At 40.1% G+C, this 20,406-nt stretch carries 18 protein-coding genes; 12 read left to right on the top strand and 6 right to left on the bottom strand.

The window, feature by feature from the left end; all coding sequences use genetic code 11:
- Nucleotides 1-168: 168 nt before the first annotated feature.
- Nucleotides 169-552 (bottom strand): nuclear transport factor 2 family protein, encoded by a 384-nt coding sequence (locus H6G75_RS08035; protein ID WP_190979427.1) that lies wholly within the window; start codon nt 550-552, stop codon nt 169-171.
- 204 nt (nt 553-756) lie between these two features.
- Here H6G75_RS08035 and H6G75_RS08030 point away from each other — a divergent pair, with 204 nt between their 5' ends.
- Both H6G75_RS08030 and H6G75_RS08025 read left to right on the top strand, forming a co-directional pair.
- A complete protein-coding gene (locus H6G75_RS08030; protein ID WP_190979426.1) occupies nt 757-2,979 on the top strand; it encodes a CHASE2 domain-containing protein in 2,223 nt (740 codons plus the stop codon).
- Nucleotides 2,980-3,098: 119 nt separating this feature from the next.
- The gene (locus tag H6G75_RS08025) at nt 3,099-4,127 is read left to right on the top strand and encodes a VOC family protein (protein ID WP_190979425.1); all 1,029 of its coding nucleotides are present in this window, start codon (nt 3,099-3,101) and stop codon (nt 4,125-4,127) included.
- 445 nt (nt 4,128-4,572) lie between these two features.
- Here the strand turns inward: H6G75_RS08025 and ftsH are convergent, their stop codons facing one another.
- A complete protein-coding gene (ftsH, locus tag H6G75_RS08020; RefSeq protein ID WP_190979536.1) occupies nt 4,573-6,534 on the bottom strand; it encodes an ATP-dependent zinc metalloprotease FtsH in 1,962 nt (653 codons plus the stop codon).
- A 530-nt stretch (nt 6,535-7,064) separates the two neighbouring features.
- On the opposite strand from ftsH, the gene H6G75_RS08015 reads away from it, so the two are divergent.
- From H6G75_RS08015 to H6G75_RS08005, 3 genes are all read left to right on the top strand, one after another.
- Nucleotides 7,065-7,610 (top strand): NADPH-dependent FMN reductase, encoded by a 546-nt coding sequence (locus H6G75_RS08015; RefSeq protein WP_190979424.1) that lies wholly within the window; start codon nt 7,065-7,067, stop codon nt 7,608-7,610.
- A gap of 67 nt (nt 7,611-7,677) precedes the next feature.
- Complete coding sequence (locus H6G75_RS08010) at nt 7,678-7,995, top strand: hypothetical protein (RefSeq protein ID WP_190979423.1); 318 nt, start codon at nt 7,678-7,680, stop codon at nt 7,993-7,995.
- 82 nt (nt 7,996-8,077) lie between these two features.
- On the top strand, nt 8,078-8,416 hold the full coding sequence (locus H6G75_RS08005) for a hypothetical protein (protein WP_190979422.1): 339 nt from the start codon (nt 8,078-8,080) through the stop codon (nt 8,414-8,416).
- Here H6G75_RS08005 and H6G75_RS08000 read toward each other — a convergent pair.
- Nucleotides 8,392-9,330 carry a 1-aminocyclopropane-1-carboxylate deaminase/D-cysteine desulfhydrase gene (locus tag H6G75_RS08000; RefSeq protein ID WP_190979421.1) on the bottom strand — a complete coding sequence of 313 codons (939 nt, stop codon included), beginning with the start codon at nt 9,328-9,330 and terminating at the stop codon, nt 8,392-8,394. The genes H6G75_RS08005 and H6G75_RS08000 overlap by 25 nt on opposite strands.
- 240 nt (nt 9,331-9,570) lie before the next feature.
- On the opposite strand from H6G75_RS08000, the gene H6G75_RS07995 reads away from it, so the two are divergent.
- The 3 genes from H6G75_RS07995 (at nt 9,571) to H6G75_RS07985 (ending at nt 13,762) form a co-directional block, all read left to right on the top strand.
- Nucleotides 9,571-11,301 carry a diflavin flavoprotein gene (locus tag H6G75_RS07995; protein WP_190979420.1) on the top strand — a complete coding sequence of 577 codons (1,731 nt, stop codon included), beginning with the start codon at nt 9,571-9,573 and terminating at the stop codon, nt 11,299-11,301.
- A gap of 117 nt (nt 11,302-11,418) precedes the next feature.
- Nucleotides 11,419-11,910 carry a phosphate-starvation-inducible PsiE family protein gene (locus H6G75_RS07990; RefSeq protein WP_190979419.1) on the top strand — a complete coding sequence of 164 codons (492 nt, stop codon included), beginning with the start codon at nt 11,419-11,421 and terminating at the stop codon, nt 11,908-11,910.
- A 115-nt stretch (nt 11,911-12,025) separates the two neighbouring features.
- Entirely contained in the window at nt 12,026-13,762 is a 1,737-nt protein-coding gene (locus H6G75_RS07985; RefSeq protein WP_190979418.1) for a diflavin flavoprotein, read from the top strand.
- Between the two features lie 102 nt (nt 13,763-13,864).
- Here H6G75_RS07985 and H6G75_RS07980 read toward each other — a convergent pair whose 3' ends face one another.
- A complete protein-coding gene (locus tag H6G75_RS07980) occupies nt 13,865-14,275 on the bottom strand; it encodes a hypothetical protein (protein WP_190979417.1) in 411 nt (136 codons plus the stop codon).
- A 324-nt stretch (nt 14,276-14,599) separates the two neighbouring features.
- Between H6G75_RS07980 and H6G75_RS07975 the strand changes: the two genes are divergently transcribed.
- Both H6G75_RS07975 and H6G75_RS07970 read left to right on the top strand, forming a co-directional pair.
- Nucleotides 14,600-15,679 carry a WD40 repeat domain-containing protein gene (locus H6G75_RS07975; protein WP_190979416.1) on the top strand — a complete coding sequence of 360 codons (1,080 nt, stop codon included), beginning with the start codon at nt 14,600-14,602 and terminating at the stop codon, nt 15,677-15,679.
- Nucleotides 15,680-15,970: 291 nt separating this feature from the next.
- Nucleotides 15,971-16,612 (top strand): transaldolase family protein, encoded by a 642-nt coding sequence (locus tag H6G75_RS07970; protein ID WP_190979415.1) that lies wholly within the window; start codon nt 15,971-15,973, stop codon nt 16,610-16,612.
- A gap of 199 nt (nt 16,613-16,811) precedes the next feature.
- On the opposite strand, the gene H6G75_RS07965 is transcribed toward H6G75_RS07970, so the two are convergent.
- A complete protein-coding gene (locus tag H6G75_RS07965) occupies nt 16,812-17,018 on the bottom strand; it encodes a hypothetical protein (protein WP_190979414.1) in 207 nt (68 codons plus the stop codon).
- Nucleotides 17,019-17,306: 288 nt separating this feature from the next.
- On the opposite strand from H6G75_RS07965, the gene H6G75_RS32910 reads away from it, so the two are divergent.
- Nucleotides 17,307-17,552, top strand: a complete 246-nt coding sequence (locus H6G75_RS32910; RefSeq protein ID WP_206756988.1) for a hypothetical protein — start codon at nt 17,307-17,309, stop codon at nt 17,550-17,552.
- A gap of 11 nt (nt 17,553-17,563) precedes the next feature.
- Entirely contained in the window at nt 17,564-18,565 is a 1,002-nt protein-coding gene (locus H6G75_RS07960; RefSeq protein ID WP_190979413.1) for a hypothetical protein, read from the top strand.
- A gap of 205 nt (nt 18,566-18,770) precedes the next feature.
- Here the strand turns inward: H6G75_RS07960 and glpK are convergent, their stop codons facing one another.
- Complete coding sequence (glpK, locus tag H6G75_RS07955) at nt 18,771-20,282, bottom strand: glycerol kinase GlpK (RefSeq protein ID WP_190979412.1); 1,512 nt, start codon at nt 20,280-20,282, stop codon at nt 18,771-18,773.
- Between the last annotated feature and the right edge of the window lie 124 nt (nt 20,283-20,406).

The raw sequence follows: 20,406 nt of genomic DNA, 5'->3' as shown, positions 1-20,406 counted from the left end.
AATATTCCTCACTTCTTAGCTCATCATTGTGCCTATCTCAAAGGATTAATCTTTGCTCGCTAAATAAAAAATTTAATGCTCCCGATATCGGTTTGCTGGCGAGGCTAGATAAGAACTTATCTAAACCATAAATCTGTTGAACTGATTTACTGACTGCAACCTCATCTCCTACCGCAACTGTGCTACCAATTGTTTGGGGTTCCAGTAGGCGCGGGTTGTTTGAATTTTGCCATATTGGTTAATCTCAAAAATGGTGATTCCTTCAAAGCTGACTGATTTACCAGTTTTACTGACTCCTTGCATTGTCCACTTGACTGCTGCTTCATTAGCAGCGACAAAAATATGTTCAGTTGTTGCGGCTAGTTTGTCAAAGACAGCTTGCAATTGCCCGATAAATCGGTGATAATCATCCCGAATCTTGACTGGGGGTTCACCGACTGGGTCATAACTCACTGCATCTTCAGCAAAGTTCTCTATCCAGCCTTCTGGATTCATGGCGGTAATGTTACTAAAGTAGGCTGCAATTATGGTTTCAATGGTAGTGCTTGACATGACTGAGTTTGCTGATTGGAAGGAGAAAATTAATATAGCTTATACAAGCTATCATTTTTAGAGAGAAATTAAACAGTAACCTTGAGGTACGTAAGTTGCTAAATTAAAGTATGAAGTCTGAAATGTAAAACTGCATTCTTCTGCTATTCAATTCAAAATCTAAAATCTAAAATTCTCCTACCTCCTGCCTTCTACTACAACTCTGTGATTAGTGGAATATTACAATACCTGCGAACTGCCTTAAACCAAAATCAAGATTATCGTGACACCTTGACAAAGATTCACTGGTGGCGAATGGTTGTCGTCACTGGTGTGGGAGTTACTGCTTTGGTGTGGGGAATGCGGGAACTGAAGTGGTTGCAACCTTGGGAGTTAAAAGCTTATGACCAAATGTTGCGATCGCGTCCTTCAGAACCACCAGATCCGCGACTATTACTAGTTACAATTACTGAAGAAGATTTGGCACAATTCAAATGGCCATTATCTGATGCCACAATCAATCAGTTATTAACTAAACTTGAATCTTATCAACCCCGTGTTATTGGTCTAAATATTTATCGCCCAGATCAAAAAAATCTGGCGGCTGGAATTGCTAATCAAAAGAACATTGTTGCTACTTGTTTGTTAAGCAGTAAAGGTAGATCAGAAACTCCGCCACCGCCCAATTTCCCTCTCGATAATGTTGGTTATAGCGATTTACTTTCTGATAATGAGGAAGACCAAATTGTTCGCCGGAGTTTAATATTTGCCGAACCGACTAATAGCAATAAATGTGCAACGCAATTTTCCTTTGCTGGTTTAATGGCGATTATTTATTTAGAGAAACAAGGAATCAATGTAGATTTTGCAGAAAAATATTTCCATCTTGGTAAAACCACTTTCCCCATCCTCTCAGCTAATTCTGGTAGTTATATTGGGACAGATGCGGCTGGTTATCAAACATTACTAAATTATCGCCACCCTGATCACCTAGCCCAAACAGTTACTCTTTCTCAAGTTTTCAACAATCAAGTTAATCCCAACTGGATCAAAGATAAGTTAGTAATTATTGGCACTACTGCTACTAGTATTCATCCGGGGGTATATACTCCCTACAGTGCTTCACCAAACCATCCCACTAGAACATCAAATTTATTCATTCATGCCCAGATAACCAGCCAAATTCTCAGTACAGTGTTAGATGGTAGACCATTAATTTGGTATTGGCCTGAGTGGCTAGAAATAATCTGGGTGTTGGCTTGGTCTTTGCTAGGTAGCTTTTTAGGCTGGCGGTGGGGACATCCCTTAATGCTGTTGGTTGTGGGAGGTTTAGTCCTTGCTATTTTGGTGGGAATTTGCGGGGTTTTATTTTTACTTGCGGCTTGGATACCCTTGATTCCCCCAGCGACGGCTTTTGTATTTAGTAGTGTGGGGATGTTAGTTTATACAGCCTATAACACCCAAAAGCAAACTAAATTAATTATTCAGCAAGTTGAACAACAACAAGAAGCGATCGCTCAATTAAATATTCTCTTACAAGAAACTACCTCCGCCACAGAAGCGACTAAAATTATTGACCAACATACCCACACCGCAGCCATAGTTACACAACCCGAAAAAAGAACTGGAGATTTACTGTTGGGTGGACGCTACCAAATTTCTAGAGTTTTGGGCGCAGGGGGATTTGGTCGTACTTATTTAGCCAAAGATACTCAACGTCCGGGGAGTCCTACTTGTGTTGTCAAACAATTAATGCCGGCACGTCGAGACCCAAAATTTTTAGAAGTCGCCCGCAGATTATTTAATACTGAAGCCGAAATCTTAGAAGCTTTAGGGAAACATCCCCAAATCCCTGCCTTGCTGGCTTATTTTGAAGACCAACAGGAATTTTATTTAGTCGAAGAGTACATTGCTGGACATACACTCCACGAAGAATTAGCACCTGTACATAGCGCAAAAACTGAAACTTTTGTGATTGAAATGCTCAAAGGTGTATTAGAAGTTTTAGCATTTGTCCATGAACATCGAGTAATTCACCGAGATATTAAACCCCACAATATTATTAGAAGTAATCAAGATAACCGCTTAGTTTTAATTGATTTTGGTGCAGTGAAATTAATGCAGCCACCAACTAGTGAACAAACAGAATTACCCACAGTTGCTATTGGCACAAGGGGCTATGCACCACCAGAACAATTTGCAGGACATCCGCGCTTATCGAGTGATATTTATGCTTTGGGGATGATGGGCATTCAAGCGATTACTGGTATCTTACCCCAAGAATTACAACCAGACCCAGACACAGGCAATATTATGTGGCAACCCACAGCCCAAATCAGTGCCGAACTCAGAATAATTTTAGATAAAATGGTACGCTATCATTTTAGCGATCGCTATCAATCAGCCGCAGCCGTCCTCCAAGATTTAAACCAAATCACAGACAAATAAACTCTCTGTACCTCTCTGTACCTCTGCGCCTCTGCGTCTCTGCGTGAGACAAAAAAATCCTGTTCCTCCACCTTATTTTTGAATTAATATTATTTGGTTATATCTAAATTAAATTCAGTATGACTCTAGAAAAAGAACCTAAAATAACAGGTATTTATGAAGTATGTATTGGTGTTCCCGACCCAATTTTTGGCATTCAATATTGGGAACAATTTGGTTATCGGATTGGACAAGTTGGTCAATTACCTGCGGACACAGCCTATCAATTATATGGTGTAAATTCTGCTTTGCGTTCCATTCGCCTATATCATCAAAATACAGATCATGGGTTGATTCGGTTGATGGTTTGGCAAAACCCCACTAATCAAGGTTTGGGGTTAGCATCCATGAAAACCAAGGGAAGTCGTTGGGCAACTACCCTCACCTCTGATATTTTAACAATTTTAAATCATGCGGAAGAAGCCAAAGCTGCTGGTTTTTCAGTGCGCTATAGCATTCCCTACTGGGAAGTAATTTACAACAAAGAACGCAAAAGCCGCCCTTTTATTGACCAAACTGTCGGGGTGCGAGAAATGTTACTGCTGCAACCCTTAACTCGACAAGTTTTATTTCAAAGATTTGGTTACACCATCCCAAATTACGGACATATCAACGAAGCATCGGTATTTAAAACCAGCCAGTTTACCCATATAGGGATTATTGTTCAAGACGATAGCAAAACTAGCCTGAAGTTTTATGAGGAAGTTTTAGGTTTGTTGCGTGTGCGCGATGATGTCGAAACTAGCTATGAATCTTCAGCCGCAGGTCGAGATTTATTTGACCTCAAGCCAGGGGAAAAATTTATCGTCACAACTTTTGATGATCCCCGTTCTTCCCAAACTGACTTAATGGCGGCGCGGAGTGGGAGACTTTACGTAGTTCGTTTTCCCGAAGCTATGAACTTAGAATCACGGTTTGAAGCCGCCCAACCAGGAAGTTTAGGAATGTCGTTGTATACTTACCGTGTGCAGCACATCGATGAATATTGCGATCGCATCAAGTCCAGTCAGGTGCTAAACTTTACGAACCTCATCGAAAATGAGTTTCGAGAAAGAAGTTTTTCTTTCACTGCACCAGATGGCTATTTCTGGAATTTAGTAGAGAGTTGATTTCTGAATCTACTTGTGTAGGCTGGAGTAGGAAAAAGTCTTATCTAAGTGTACTGATTTTTTTAATAAATCAAATATGAGTTTTATATGAATTTTAAAATTACGATGAATTCTGAATTTCACTTTGTAAAAAAATTGTTTTTTTCTGCCATTTTGGCACCTTAAAACTAGTCAATATTGCTATGCTAATAACAAGAAAAACATCCTAAATTAGAGCAATATTAATTTTTCCTCTGGTGACAACCGTAAAACCAGGGGATTTTTTATAGCGGGTGACAGTTGATAGGTTACAGGTTACAGGTGATGAAAAAGGGTGTGAGGGTATAAGGGTTTTGAATACCTATATCCCTACAAATAAGTCAAAATTCAAAAGTAAAAGAACTTTTAACTTTTGACTTAATTTTGCCCCTACACCCTTCTCAACAGAGAATCTTGGTGCGTAATTTTAATTAGGTACAGCTACTGTCGCTCCATCAGCTATCGGTTGACTTTGATATTCAGCGACAATTTGACGGAATTGTTCTCCTTCAATGGTCTCTTGTTCAATCAAAATCTCTACTAAATGGTCAACTAATGTGCGGTTTTCTTGAATCAGACGTTTTGCGGTGTCATAGGATTGATTGACAATTTCCCGCACTTTGCGATCAATTTGGGAGGCAATTTCTTCGGAATATTCGGATTTGTTCATCCAGTCACGCCCTAAAAATACCTCGCTATTGGGGGCTTCTAAGCAAAATTGCCCAATTTCGGACATACCATACTGTGTGACCATTTGTCGGGCTATGGCTGTCGCTAATTCTAATTTGCGATTTTCGCGCATTCCACCAGTGACTTCTGGTAAACCAAAAATTACTTCTTCGGCGGCTCTTCCAGCTAATCTGGCGGTAATTCTGGCTAATAGCTGCGATCGCGACATGAGAAAATGTTCTTCATCGGGGGTAAACCAAGTTAAACCCCGTGACTGTCCGCGCGGAATCAAAGAGACTTTTTGCACTGGGTCATGGTCTTTAAGCAAGGTTCCGACGATGGCGTAACCAATTTCGTGATAAGCAATTAAGCGTTTGACTTTGCTATCTACTAAAGGTGTACCTTCCATCCCCGCTACTACGCGGTCAACTGCATCATTAATTTCTAAGATGGTGATGGCATCTTTGCGCCTTCTGGCGGTGAGAATGGCGGCTTCGTTGAGTAAGTTGGCTAAATCTGCACCTGTAAAACCCGGTGTCCGCCGGGCGATCGCTTCTAATGATACACTCTCATCAATTTTCTTATTTCGGGCATGAACTTGCAAGATTTCTAATCGCCCTTTTAAATCTGGCGCATCCACAATGACTTGTCTGTCAAAGCGTCCAGGACGTAATAAGGCTGCGTCTAAAACATCGGGACGGTTGGTAGCAGCAATAATAATAATGCCTGTGTTACCTTCAAAACCATCCATTTCGGTCAGCAATTGGTTGAGAGTTTGTTCCCTCTCATCGTTACCACCGCCGATACCTGCACCCCGTTGTCTACCTACCGCGTCGATTTCATCAATAAATATTAAACAAGGCGCATTTTCTTTGGCTTTTTTAAACAAGTCGCGCACACGAGAAGCACCCACACCAACAAACATTTCCACAAATTCCGAACCGGAAATGCTAAAAAATGGTACACCAGCTTCCCCTGCGATCGCTTTTGCCAGTAATGTTTTACCTGTACCTGGCGGCCCGACTAACAACACACCTTTGGGAATCCGTGCGCCAACAGCCGTAAATCTTTCTGGCTGCTTCAAAAAGGTGACAACTTCTTGGAGTTCTTCTTTGGCTTCTTCTACACCTGCCACATCGTCAAATTTTACCCCTGTTTTGGCTTCCATTTGAAAACGCGCTCTGGATTTGCCAAAGTTCATCGCTTGGTTAGAAGCATTGGTGGAGCGGCGCAAAAACAGTAACATTAATGCTACCAGTGGCAAAATCCACATCAAGTTGATTAACAAGCCAACAGCCGCCCGACTGTTAGCAGAAGAAACTTCCCCAAACTCGACGTTTTTGGCTTTGAGCTTATTAATTAACTCTGTATTTTGATTTAACAGTCTGACTTGTAGCGGTGGTGTATCTGGCTTCTGCCCTTGTAAATATACTTTGGCGGTTTGTTCAGTTTCGTCTAACTCAACTTTTCTAACTTCGCCTTTTTCGGTTCTTCTAATCAACTCGCCATAACTAATTTCGCGATCAGCTCTTTGTGCCAGGGCTGGCGTACCGCCCACCATATTTGGCAACATCATTAAACTGGCGATTAACGCCCCAGACCAAGCCACAGATTTTTTTGTTCGCTTTTGGCGGGTTTTGTCTAACTCTGGTTTGGCCTTAGTTGGTTTGATTATGGGCGATCGCTGTTGCATCAATGCCTGTCTCCTAAAATTTTTCATATCATTTAACCCTTTTTTTGCTGGCATGAGCTTCGCGCTGATTTTATGCCTCTTTTTCTAGCAAAAATTGTAATAACTGGAAATCACGGTTTTTTATCTAGTCTAACTTCTACACCAAACTATTCCCTACTCTCTTTACCTATGCTACTCAAGGAATTTTATTTTAGTGGGATAAATTATACTCCTGGGGTGTGGGGAGTGTGGGAAGTGTGGGAGGTGTGGGAAGTGAACCAAGCTTGACTGACTATTTGCTTTAGTACAGTTTTTCGTGACTTTTCATATCTACTGCTGCGACAAATTTGACTACAAAACCATAACTCGCTAAGATAAACATAGTCGTAATGATTATGACTTGCAATCGTAATTCTGTACAAGTAGTTCATCTCATTAATTGAAAGAAGTGGGAATGGTCAGACCCCCGACTTCTTGAAGAAGTCGGGGGTCTAGCAGCCTATATAAATTGCTAAAAGCCTATAACTCTTGCTTCATTTCAGACTTCAGACTTCTTATTTGTAATAGATGAGGAAATTATGGTAAAAATTGTTGGCATTGGTGGTAGTTTAAGACCTAACTCTTACACACAGTTGGCTTTACAAGTAGCAGCCCAAAGATTACAAGCCATAGGTGCAGATGTAGAAATTTTGGATGTACGGCAACTCCAGCTACCATTTTGCAACGGTGAAAAAGAATATCCCGAATATCCTGATGTTAAACGCCTGCGTGATACTGTCAGTGGTGCAGATGGATTGATTTTGGCAACACCAGAGTATCACGGCGGCGTGAGTGGCGTATTAAAAAACGCCCTCGATTTAATGAGTTTTGAAGAACTATCAGGGAAAGTCACAGGACTTATTAGCGTTTTGGGAGGTCAATCTAATAGCAACGCCCTGAATGATTTACGCTTAATTGTGCGCTGGGTACATGGTTGGGTGATTCCAGAACAAATCGCGATCGGCCAAGCCTGGGGTGCTTTTAACCCAGAAGGTAAGTTATTAGACGAAAAACTTTCCCAAAGATTTGATGATTTTGCTCAAAGTTTAGTTGATAGCACTCGCAAACTCAAAGGCATAAATTAAATTTGTCGGGTGGGCAAATTTTGCCTACCCTACTACTTTTAGCCGATAAAAAACTATTCAACATATCATGATAGATGAAAGATTTTCAGCCCAATCATTTGCTGAATGCGGCTTAGACACAGATGAAGCTAGGGAGTTAGCTAATTTATTAGCAGATGAAATATTAAATGAACTTAAACTTATAATTAAGCCTCAGCTTTTGCAGATAATCAATCATCTAAATAATGAAGGCCATAATATAAGTTTATCTGAAGAGACAAAAGATTATATTGCCTTTTGTGATCATTGCTTAGAGCCAGATAATTACTATAAACTGAAAATTGACTTTGATATGATTGTAGCAACTGGATATGCTCATCTTATTTCCAATGAAGCTGATGATTGAATATTTAAATAGAGAGAAAAGATTTATTTAACAAATAAATAGCTTATTTATACAAATTTTTCCATCTTGGGTGTTGTTTACTGTGAACAAAAAATATCAAAATTTTTCTATCAATGCTTTTGATGAAAATACATTGAATAATGAAAGTAAAGATGCAATTAGGGAAGAATTAGCTACTAAAATTAAACAAGAAATCCATCAAGTGGTCTTACATAAATTTCAAAGTATAGTTGAAAAACTGAACTCTATGGGGCATAATCTTCATCCTGATGGAGAACAAGAACTTTGTGATTTATCTTACCGTGATGATTGGGAAAATTCTTCTTATCACTGTAAACTGAGAGTTTCTTTTGTAGGAGTTGTTTCAGTGAGCTACGTAAATTCTTCTCATACCCTTCAAGAAATCGAGTATCCCGAATAGCTATTCTGTATACCTAAATTACCTTGTAAACCACCAGTGTGAATTAGTAAAATGCGATCGCCTTTACTAAAAAAACCCTGCTGTAATAAATCCATCACACCATAAAACATCTTGGCGGTGTATACATAATCTAAAGGTATACCGTAGATTTGCTGAAAGTGCTGGCTAAACTTTAGTAATTCATCGTTAACTTTGGCATAACCGCCGAAGTGATAATGACAAATTAATTCCCACGCACACAAAGATTTATTTGATATCGGTAAATCAGCCGCTAGATAATTCTGCAATAGCATTTCGATTTCTTGTTGCAGAAATCCACCATTTTTGAGAACCGGAAAAGCAATTGCTTTTTGCTGTGGAGTGAGAGAAAGTAAAATCCCGACAAAAGTAGTACCCGTCCCACAAGCAACGCAAACAATATCAAAATTTTCTGCTTGTTTGAGGATTTCTGTACAGCCAAGCACACCATTTAAATTACATCCACCTTCAGGAATAATAAACACTTCACCGTAACGTTCTTGGAGTTCTGCTTGTAATTCTGGAGAATTGCGTTGTTTGTAAATAGTGCGACTCATATAGACAAGCTGCATCCCTTGTTCTAGCGCAAAACTCAACGTCGGATTTAGTGGTAGCCTTTCTTCACCGCGAATGACACCAATTGTCTGCAAACCAAATAACTTACCTGCGGCGGCGGTGGCAAAAATGTGATTAGAATAAGCACCACCAAATGTTAACAATGTGGTGAAATTTCTTTCTTTTGCCTCTAATAAGTTGTATTTCAGCTTATACCACTTATTACCGTTAACCCAAGAGTGCATCAAGTCGAGACGCAGTACCGACATTTCCACACCAGCACTTTCGATGATGTCGCTATGAATTTGTTGTGTCGGTGGAGGAAGAAACATTGAGGACATGAAGACTTAAATTGCAATTTTAGTGAGATTTAGATAACTGACTTCTTGAAGAAGTCGGGTATTTTATCATTCAAAACTAATGGTACACATTGATATAAATCAATGGTAAACAAAATTGGGTCATGAATAAAACTTACTAATGAGTGTCTTTAGAAATTGGCATTTTACTAATTGAAGATAACAGTCCAACATAAGAGTAAGCAGATTCACTCCAGATAAATTGATTTTTGGAGAAACCCAATGGTTGCACTTACAGAAAATAATTCAATTCTTTCTAATCCATCACGTTTAACTATCCAAACTATTAAAATTGCTACTCAAACTACTGCAATTCGTTGCCTTGATTGGGACAGAGAGCGTTTTGATGTTGAATTTGGTTTACGCAACGGGACAACATATAATTCTTTTTTAATTCAAGGTGAAAAAATTGCTTTAATTGACACTTCCCACCGTAAATTTGAGCAATTGTACCTGGAAATATTAATAGGATTAATTGAGCCAACAAAAATAGATTATTTAGTTATCAGTCATACAGAACCAGACCATAGTGGACTAGTTAAAGATATCTTGCAATTAGCACCAGATATTACTGTTGTGGGTGCCAAGGTGGCGATTCAATTTTTAGAAAATATGGTTCACCAGCCATTTAAATCGATTACGGTAAAAAGTGGCGATCGCTTAGATTTAGGTAATGGTCATGAGTTAGAATTTATCTCAGCGCCTAACCTACACTGGCCAGACACCATCTTTACTTACGACCACAAAACAGGCACTCTCTTTACCTGTGATGTGTTTGGAATGCACTACTGTGATGACCATACCTTTGATGAAAATTTAGCCATCATTGAAGAAGATTTTCATTATTACTATGATTGTTTAATGGGGCCAAATGCCCGCTCAGTTTTGGCAGCATTAAAACGCATTGAAAAATTGGAAATAGCAACAGTTGCTACTGGACACGGCCCATTATTAAAGCATCATATTTCCGAATGGCTAGACCGCTATCAAACTTGGAGTTTAGAACAAACTAAAACTGAGCAATTTGTAGCTATTTTCTACACAGAAGATTACGGTTATAGTGAGACGATCGCCCGTTATACTGCACATGGCATTACCAGAACTGGAGTAGTCGTAGAATTAGTTCCCCTAAATAGTACTGAACCGCAAGAAATTCGGGAATTAGTCTCACAAGCTGCGGGTTTAGTGATCGGAATGCCACCCCAATCTGCTATAGTTGCCCAAACAGCATTAAGTACAATATTAGCTGCGGCTCACTATAAACAAGCAATTGGTTTATTTGAGTCGGGTGGTGGAGAAGATGAACCAGTTTATCCATTGCGTAACAAGTTTCAAGAAATTGGCTTAACTGAAGCTTTTCCACCAATTTTAATTAAAGAAACTCCTAGCAGAGTGACAGAACAATTGTGTGATGAAGCGGGAACCGATATCGGACTCTGGTTAAACCGCGATCGCGCCATTAAACAAATCAAATCCATCAACACTGATTTAGAAAAAGCTCTTGGACGCATTAGCACAGGCTTATACATCATCACTGCAAAGAAAGAAGAAATTCAAAGCGCCATGTTTGCGTCTTGGGTGACACAAGCCAGTGGTAATCCTTTAGGTGTAGCCATTGCTGTGGCGAAAGAACGCGCCATTGAATCCTTAATGCACGTAGGCGATCGCTTTGTGTTAAACGTCCTGGAAGAAGGGAAGTACCAAGGCTATATGAAACACTTCCTCAAGCGTTTTCCTCCTGGTAGCGATCGCTTTGCTGGTGTGAAAACCTATCCTGCTGCTAATGGTTGTCCAATTCTGGCTGACGCTTTAGCTTACATGGAATGTGAAATCACCAGCCGGATGGATTGTGGCGATCATTGGGTGATTTATAGCACCGTGCAAACTGGAAGAGTCGCAAACATCAACGGACTCACCGCCGTTCATCACCGCAAAATTGGTAATCACTACTAAATCAAGTCAAAAGTAAAAAGGTAAAAGTCAAAAGCGAATAGTAATAAGTCAAAATATAAGACTTAATTTTACCTTTTTACTTAATTAATTACGCAGTCTCTATTCACATAAAAAGCCATGTATAAGCCTGTTGATGATAGCCCAATTACCGCCTACGAAGTTAATAGAGTTCGTGTTGTTCGCAGCTTGGAAATGATTCAAGATGTGATTGTGATTTCTTTATGTATTGGCTTATTTAGCTTCATGGCGATTCAGGTGAGAGATATGTTCCTCTCCCTACTTCCTCCGCTAAATTTCCAAGTTGTGACTGCTGATATTCTATTTCTGTTGATTTTAGTTGAGTTGTTCCGACTGCTGATTATTTACTTACAAGAACAACGGATATCTATTGGTGTAGCGGTAGAAGTTTCGATTGTTTCTGCGTTGCGCGAAGTAATTGTTAAAGGTGTGCTGGAAACTAATTGGACTCAGGTTTTAGCAGCTTGCGCCTTTTTATTAGTTCTCGGCATTCTCTTGATTTTACGAGTTTGGCTACCACCAACTTTTGAAGGTATTGACCCAGAACAACAAATATCGCAACGCTACAGAAAAACTCGTCAAAATCAATAATGAATTAGGAAGTATGAAGTATGAAATAAAAACTAAACCATAAAAATTTTTGCTTCATACCTCAAACTTTATACTTTTAAAATTTCACACTTCAGACTTATTTTAAGAGGTTAATATGTCTATTGCTACTATCACACCCAGCCGTCCTAGAGATGTCCAGGTTGCTGAAATTGGACAAAATACAATTATTTTGCGATCGCGCACTTGGGACAGGCTAAAATTTGAGGTTGAATATTCCCGCCAAAAAGGCACCACAGCCAACTCTTATTTAATTCAAGCTGATAAAAAAGCTGTAATTGACCCACCGGGTGAATCGTTTACCGAAATCTACATTCACGAATTAAAACAACATCTAGATTTAGCAACCCTAGATTACATCATTCTCAACCACGTCAACCCCAACCGCCGCGCCACACTGAAAGTCTTACTGTCTCATGCACCACAAGCAACCATAATTTGTTCGCGTCCGGCGGTTAATGCGTTAAAGTCCACTTTTCCCGAATTAGAGTCACACATTCAAGCGGTACGTTCGGAAGATACTTTAGATTTGGGACAAGGCCATTTGTTGTCATTTGTGACTGTACCGACTCCCCGTTGGGCAGATGGACTCTGTACTTATGATTCTGCCAGTAAAATTCTATATACAGACAAATTTTTTGGCGCACATATCTGCGAAGATAAGCTTTTTGACGAAGACTGGAAAAAATTAGACGCAGAACGCCGTTATTATTTTGAATGTCTTCATGCACCCCAAGCCAAACAAGTCGAAGTTGCTTTAGATAAATTGGCAACATTAGGCGCAAGATATTATGCACCAGCACATGGCCCGGTTGTGCGTTACAGTTTGAGTCGCTTTACTTATGATTACCGCCAATGGTGCCAAGGGCAGAAAGCTCAGGAATTTAGCGTCGCCTTATTATATGCTTCCGCTTATGGGAATACGGCAATTGTAGCGAATGCGATCGCCCAAGGATTAATTCAAAACGGCATTAATGTAGAATCAATTGACTGCGAACTAGCAGAAACAGCCGAAATTACACGTATTATCGAAGCTTGCGACGGCTTTATTATCGGTTCCCCCACTTTAGGCGGTCATGCACCCACCCAAATTCAAACAGCTTTAGGAATAGTTTTATCAACAGCTACCAAAACCAAATTAGCAGGTGTCTTTGGTTCCTACGGCTGGAGTGGTGAAGCCATTGATTTATTAGAAAGCAAACTTACAGATGCAAATTATCGCTTGGGTTTTGAAACCATACGTGTGCGCTTTAGCCCTACAGCCGAGACTTTGCAACAGTGTAAAGATGCAGGTGCGACATTTGCTCAAACCTTGAAAAAAACCAAAAAACTCCGTGTTCCTCGCCAAGCCGTTACAGAAGCACAAGTAGACCGCACAGAACAAGCAGTCGGCAGAATAGTTGGTTCCTTGTGTGTTGTGACAACTCGTGACCAAAACAGTCACAAAGGAATTTTAACTTCTTGGGTATCACAAGCCACTTTTAACCCACCCGGAATTATGATTGCCATTTCTCCAGAACAAAATGCTGATTTAATGCGTCATCCCGGCGATAAATTTGTGTTGAATATTCTCAAAGAAGGCAGAAATGTGCGCCGTTATTTTTCCCGCCAAAGTACTTCCGGCGATAACCCATTTGCTAATCTTGCTACCCAAACTGCTACTAATGGTTGCTTAATTCTTGATGACGCATTAGCCTATTTAGAATGTACAGTCCAAAATCAACTAGAATGTGGCGATCGATGGTTGATTTATGCTGTTGTAGATAAAGGCGAAATGTTAACCAATGACGGCATGACCGCAATTGAACATCGCAAATCTGGTAGTTTTTATTAATCAAAACCTAATTAGCCTGCAAAGATGCTCACTGAGCTTGTCAAAGGGTCGAAGTGCAGGCTTTGTTTGTCTAGCCCCAGACTTCCAGTCTGAGGTTTCTATTTAATTGAGATCATTACGATTAGGTTTCGGCAATTGCAGTACCTCAGAAAAACGAGAATATTTAACCATATCAGTAGGCGGATAATCTGCCGAGACTGCAATTAACCCTACTTTGATATCCTCGAAATAAATCACACCTCCAATTCGCCGTTCAACAAAGAAAGCTCCATGAAATAAATGATGTTTGGCAATATAAATTAAGAAAAAGTCACTAATCTTGATTTCTCTGCCAAACATTTGCTGACAAGTTTTGCGAATAACATTATCGAGGTATTGATTATAAGCAGGCTCACCCAAGTCAGTAAATTCTGGATGATCTGCAAAATTATCCATATAAAATCCCCAGATATTGGATAAGTCTGCTTCATCTGTCAGTTTTTGTTTGAGTATCTGCCATTGATCGTTTTTCATAGTATAGCTATTAAAGACAGTACTGTTAAAAATAAGTGTGGCTCTCCCAGACTTGGGTTGATAAATTAACACTAAAAAATGGCTCAAATGATTGATATAACAAGGTTTCGCTAATATAAAAACAATGATTTAATAAAAATTTACTTTATTACTCCTGAATCCCAGACTATGTAAGGATTTAACCTGATATTAAGTATTAATTTGCTATAGCTAGTCTAGGAGAGCCATAAGTGTTACATAAATATGAAATGAGTCATACAAATACAGGTATTTTCCTATACTTTAAATATTAAAGGAATAATCGAATAGGATTACTGTATCACTATGCAACTGCCTTTTGTATTTAAAAATTTAACATTAATTGGCTTTTACTTACTTATACCTTTAAGTATGCTTCCAAGCCTGCAAGTTATAGCAGATACACCTTCTGTTGCTACAAAGGCTGATAAACCACAGCGTTTGAAATTAACTTTATCAGGACATACTGAACCTGTTCGTGCATTAGCTCTTGCACCCAATAGTCAACTTCTTGCTAGTGGTAGCGATGATAAAACAATCAAGCTTTGGAATCCAAATACAGGTGCGTTGCTGCGGACTTTAACTGGACATAAAGAGCAAATTAAATCAATAGTAATTACTCCAGACGCTCAAACTTTGATTAGTACTAGTTTCGATAACACTATCAAATTTTGGAATACGCAAACAGGCGAGCAAATTCGCACAATTGGCGAAAAAACAGGGGTGAGAGCCATGTTATTGACCCCAGATGGACAAACTTTAATTAGTGGTAGTGGTGATACAACCATCAAATTTCGCAATCTCAAAACTCGCAAAATTGATCGCATCTTGAAAGTAGAAGCAACAGCACTTGCGATTAGTCGTGACGGTAAAACTCTTTATAGTGGCGGTGAAAATGGCGGCAAAATTAGAGTTTGGAATATGCTAACAGGTAAAGAAATACGCAGTTTTACCCCACCTCTACCAAAAAAAGAAGACCTAATTACTGGTACGGAAAAAGCATCATCTCCAATTACTCTTGCTGTTAGTAATGATGGAAAAATGCTGTTGAGTGGTGGCTATGACGATAGTTTTCAATCTGCTGGGGTTAGGACTACAGATGGCAAAAGTTTCAAAGCTTGGAACTTGAACACAGGAAAGTTAATTCATAATTTTTCGTTGGGTTCAAGTATTGATGCGTTAGTTATCAGTCCCGATAGCAAGACATTTATTACTGGCGGTTTAGGTAGATCAATTATAGTGCGTGACATCATCACTGGAAAATCAGTCTTGGAGTTGCTTGGACATGGCGGTGGCATTTATGGACTTGCCTTGAGTAGTGATGGTCAGACTTTATATAGTGGTAGTGGTGATAAATCTGTTAAAGTTTGGCAAATCAAACCTTAATCTATCAAAGTCTTACCAAAACTATGTAGAGACGTTACATGTAACGTCTCTACAGTATTTCACGAACATCAAAACTGCTGTCGTCAGACCTGTTCCATTCAAATTCCCGTTAAAGCTAATGAACAGATGTACCATAGTTAGCAATCATAAATCAGTTAATTTAGGCTGATTTGTCCAGAATTATGTAGCCAGGATTCTGACTCTGAAATTCTGATCATCCAAAAAAGACTGAAATTATAAAGCTAAAATTGGTATGATGCCAGCGATGGGACTTTAAGGAAAATAAACTCAGTGACCTTATTTTTAGACTCAGCGATCGCAGCAGAAGCAGAAGCTGCTAAAAAGTTAGGTTGGGTAAAAGGCATCACTACTAACCCAACATTATTAGCCAAAAGCCCGTTACCTGTTGAGACGACGTTAAAACAACTGGCAAAATTAACTACAGGGCCAGTATTTTATCAATTGATGGCTGCTGAATTTGAAGAAATGGTAGCAGAAGGCAGAGCCGCCTTTGAGTTAATTGGACAGCAAACAGTCTTAAAAATTCCCGCATCGTTAGTTGGTTTTCAGGTCGTGGCTGAACTAGCACCAGAAATTCCCTGTGCAGTTACAGCTATATACAGTGCAGCGCAAGCCGCAGTCTCTCAAGAAGCTGGGGCAAAATATGCGATCGCCTACGTCAATCGAGCCACTAGACTATTAGGTGATGGGGTGGCATTAGTCCAGGAAATGGCCAGTGTTTTAAAGGGAAGCAACACGGAAATTATGGCAGCCAGTATCAAATCTCCCCAAGAAGCCGTTGCATCCCTACAAGCTGGCGCTCACCATCTCACTTTACCCTTAGCAATGTTGCAGTCGATGACCAACCACGAACTGTCAGTGCAAACTATTGATGAATTTGCCGAAAATGGACGCGGGATTTTACAGACGTAAGAGTGGTGTTTTACGAACTTGCTGGAGATAAGGCAAGGGGGATAAGGGAGACAAGGAAGACAAGGGGGACAAGGTAGTAGAGATATATAGGAGGGTGTAAGTGTTGTATTTACACCCATACACTCATTTTTAATAGATCAGCTTTGTGCAGAAGTCCTGACATTTACACCTCTACCGCCAGTCTTAACAGATGTAACTTCTATTCCTTTTGTGTTTCCTCATCTGGACGTTGAATAGCTGGAGGATAATCCACAAATTCTTGGGTTCTTGTAGTATTTGTGGTTGCTCCTTCTAGTAACTCATCCTCTGGATTCACATTTTTATCAGCAGCCATATCCATACGACCTTCAGCATTAGTATTGGGTTTATCTCCAGTGCCTTTATGACTTGCATGACCACTAGGCATAACTATTTTTCTCCACAGTGATATTCTAGATTCACACTCCCAACCTAAACTGACTAACTGGACATCAAACACTATCAGAAGACTTAAATCGAAGTTAGATGAATACGGATGTCTCTGTCTGAAGAGAGTAAATTGGTGAGTGTCAAGTTAGCTTGATGCAATATTTGCAACTTCAGCTTTGACAATTAATCATTGATTTGAATAAAACTTACAAATCAACACACACTGATTCAATTTCATTTGCTTGAATAGCTATATTGATAGAATTGAAATTCATGTTTCTGGACTATGGCAAGTAAATATATAGACGTGCAGGAATACACTGTTAGAGCGCATAAAAGACTAATTCACACCAGGGTCTTTCACTTTGTCTGTAAAGAATGCAATCAGACAACTAAACGCGAGACTTATGGCCCTCGTCCTTTATATTGCGAAAGCTGCCGTCCTCCACAAGCGCCACGCAAATCTCCGCAGCCATCTCAAAAAGCCAAACCAAGGCCAATGACTTATACAAGTGACACCACTTTGGGTTGATGTAACGCTTTATGAAACCGCAATTGCAATTGGAACCACCCCCACAATCATTAATCACGCCTTTGTTAGAGTTACGAGACTACTATGCGCGATTGGTTGAAGAATATGGCACCTTATACAATCAGGCGCGATCGCAACTCGATAATGTTGAAGGTTTGTTATCTAGCTGGTCTTCAGTCTCAGAAGCTAACAATAAGCTACTGACGGTTGAAGTTGTGAACGAAATGCTCTCTGCTTCTAAAGAAGATTTACTTTTATCTCCTTCGTCTCAGAAATCTAATGGCGAATTAGAAGCGCATTCAGATTCACCACAAGCAAACACAGAAGCATTAGAAACAGATAGTTCTGCAACAACAACCAACATCAACGAGTCCCCAGTTCCAGACCTAACTTTCTCAAACAAAGATTTCTCGCTGAACAATGTAGATATCCCAATGTTGAGCGAGTATAACTCTTTAACTCGGATGGAAGCTATCAAACAGCTATTAGAACAACATTTGGGTACTGTTTGTCACATAGATTTCATCGTGCGATCGCTTTATGGTGACTTAGAACCCCATGTATTTAAAGTGGTCAAAGGTAGAGTTCAATCTTCACTCACCCAAGGTAGAGAACGACAAGCTTGGTTTGGTATCCCTAATGAACCAGGTTGTTACACCTTAGATTTGAGTTTAGTCACCACCAATCAAACCAGCATTAACTCTAAGACAGGGAAAACTAAGAAAAAGCCTGTTGTCGTACCACAAGTCAAAGTTGTTCCAATGCTCAAAGCCTATGAAGGACAATTTTTGATTGATGCTTTAACCATTTTCTTTAGACAACATCCAGGGAAAGTTTTTAGTGTGGCTGAAGTCATCACGGGAATTTATGGCAACCTGAATGCAGAAGAAGTGCGAGAAGTAAAAAGCAAAGTACTAAATGAACTCTCGCGCGGTTATCGCATAGGACGATTCTCTAGAATGCCGGATACAGTCGGCTTTTACACTTGGGATACAAAGTTAGTTCGTAAGTGAGAAGAGGCTAGGGGCTAGAGGTTATACCATTTCACGAAATTATTGATAGAAATCGCTTCCTCTGCAACTCTGCTTCTGGTCGCCGAGCGAAGTCGAGGCGCTACTTGCATATCCGTATCATTTTTAAAGTGAAATGGTATTAGAGGCTAGGGGGTAGAGGAAAATTTTTCTACTCAGCACTCAGCACTCAGCACTCTCTACTTACTTAATCTATCCAGGCTAAACTACGCTGAACAGCTTTTTGCCAAATGCTAAAGTTAGCTAAGGCGTTATTCCTGGACGGATCTGGCTCAAAGATGTGGTCTATTTGCCGTTGATTAACTAATGTGGTGTAGCTGTCCCAAAATCCAACTGCTAAACCGGCGGCAAATGCTACTCCTTGTACGGTGGTATCGCGCATTTTTGGGCGTTCTATGGGGATGCCCAAAACATCGGCTTGAAATTGCATCAAAAAGTTATTTTCACAAGCACCGCCATCGACGATTAACCGCTTCATTGGTGTAGGAGAACAAGCATTGATGGCTTGAACAACTTCCACAACTTGGTAAGCGATCGCTTCTAAAACAGCCCGTACTAAATGTTGGGGTTGGACGCTGGCGGTAATGCCAAAAAAGGCTCCTCTAGCATTCATATCCCAGTACGGCGCACCCAATCCACTAAAGGCCGGGACAAAATACACGCCGCCGTTATCTGAAACTTGGTTAGCCATTGCTTCGGTTTCGGCGGCAGTTTTAATCAATTTGATGCCATCCCGCAACCATTGGATACAAGCGCCACTAGTAAACATACTGCCTTCTAAGGCATAACCAATCTTTAAATTACTGTTGTCTTGGGTTTGTGTCCAAGCCAAGGTGGAAATGAGTTGATTTTGCGATCGCACAATTTCTGCACCTGTATGAGCCACCAAAAAGCTACCAGTGCCGTAAGTACATTTCATTAACCCAGGGCGATCGCAGCCATGACCAAATAATGCTGCTTGTTGGTCGCCTAAAATCGCTGTAATCGGAATTTCGACACCCAGCAAAGTTTGATCAGTCACACCAAATTTGCCTAAACTGGGTTGAATTTGTGGCAAAATTTGAGCCGGAATTTGCAATATTTCAAGTAACTTTTCATCCCAAGCGCAAGTTTTGAGGTTCATTAACATTGTGCGGCTGGCGTTGCTGTGGTCAGTCGCGTGGACTTTTCCGCCTGTTAATTTCCACAATACCCAAGTATCAATTGTTCCTGCCAAAACATTTTTTAAGTCAAGGTCTGCAACATTTTCTAATAACCATCTCAACTTAGTTGCTGAAAAATAAGCATCAATCACCAAGCCAGTGCGATCGTAAATTTCTGCGGCGTAACCTTCGGCTTGTAATTGATTGCAAAGGGGCGCTGTGCGGCGGTCTTGCCAAACAATAGCTTTATGTAGCGGCTTACCAGTGGTTTTATCCCAAATTAAGCAGGTTTCTCGCTGTACAGTTAACCCCAAGGCGACTATTTCTGATGGCGCAATTTCAGCATTGGCGATCGCATTTTGCATGACCCAGCAGGTATCTCGCCAAATTTCTTCTGGGTCATGTTCTAACCAACCTGGTTGCGGATAATACTGAGTAAGTTCTTTATATGCTTGTCCAACAATTTGACCCGTTTTGTTAAACACAAAAGCACGGTTGCCTGTTGTACCCAAGTCCAAAGCCAAAATATAGCCTGATGATGGAGATTTACTGTCCAAGGTTACTGATGAAGTGTGAAGTCTGAAGTCATTTTTGGGTAAGGATATCACAAACAGGACTTCTGCACAAAGATTGTTTATGAAGAATGGGTGTGGGGGTGAAAGGGGTATCCTGGATTTCTCT

Source organism: Nostoc sp. FACHB-280 (genome assembly GCF_014697615.1).
Taxonomy (GTDB): domain Bacteria; phylum Cyanobacteriota; class Cyanobacteriia; order Cyanobacteriales; family Nostocaceae; genus Nostoc_B.
The sequence above is the reverse complement of the archived record's forward strand: the minus strand, read 5'-3'. Positions and strand labels throughout refer to the sequence as shown.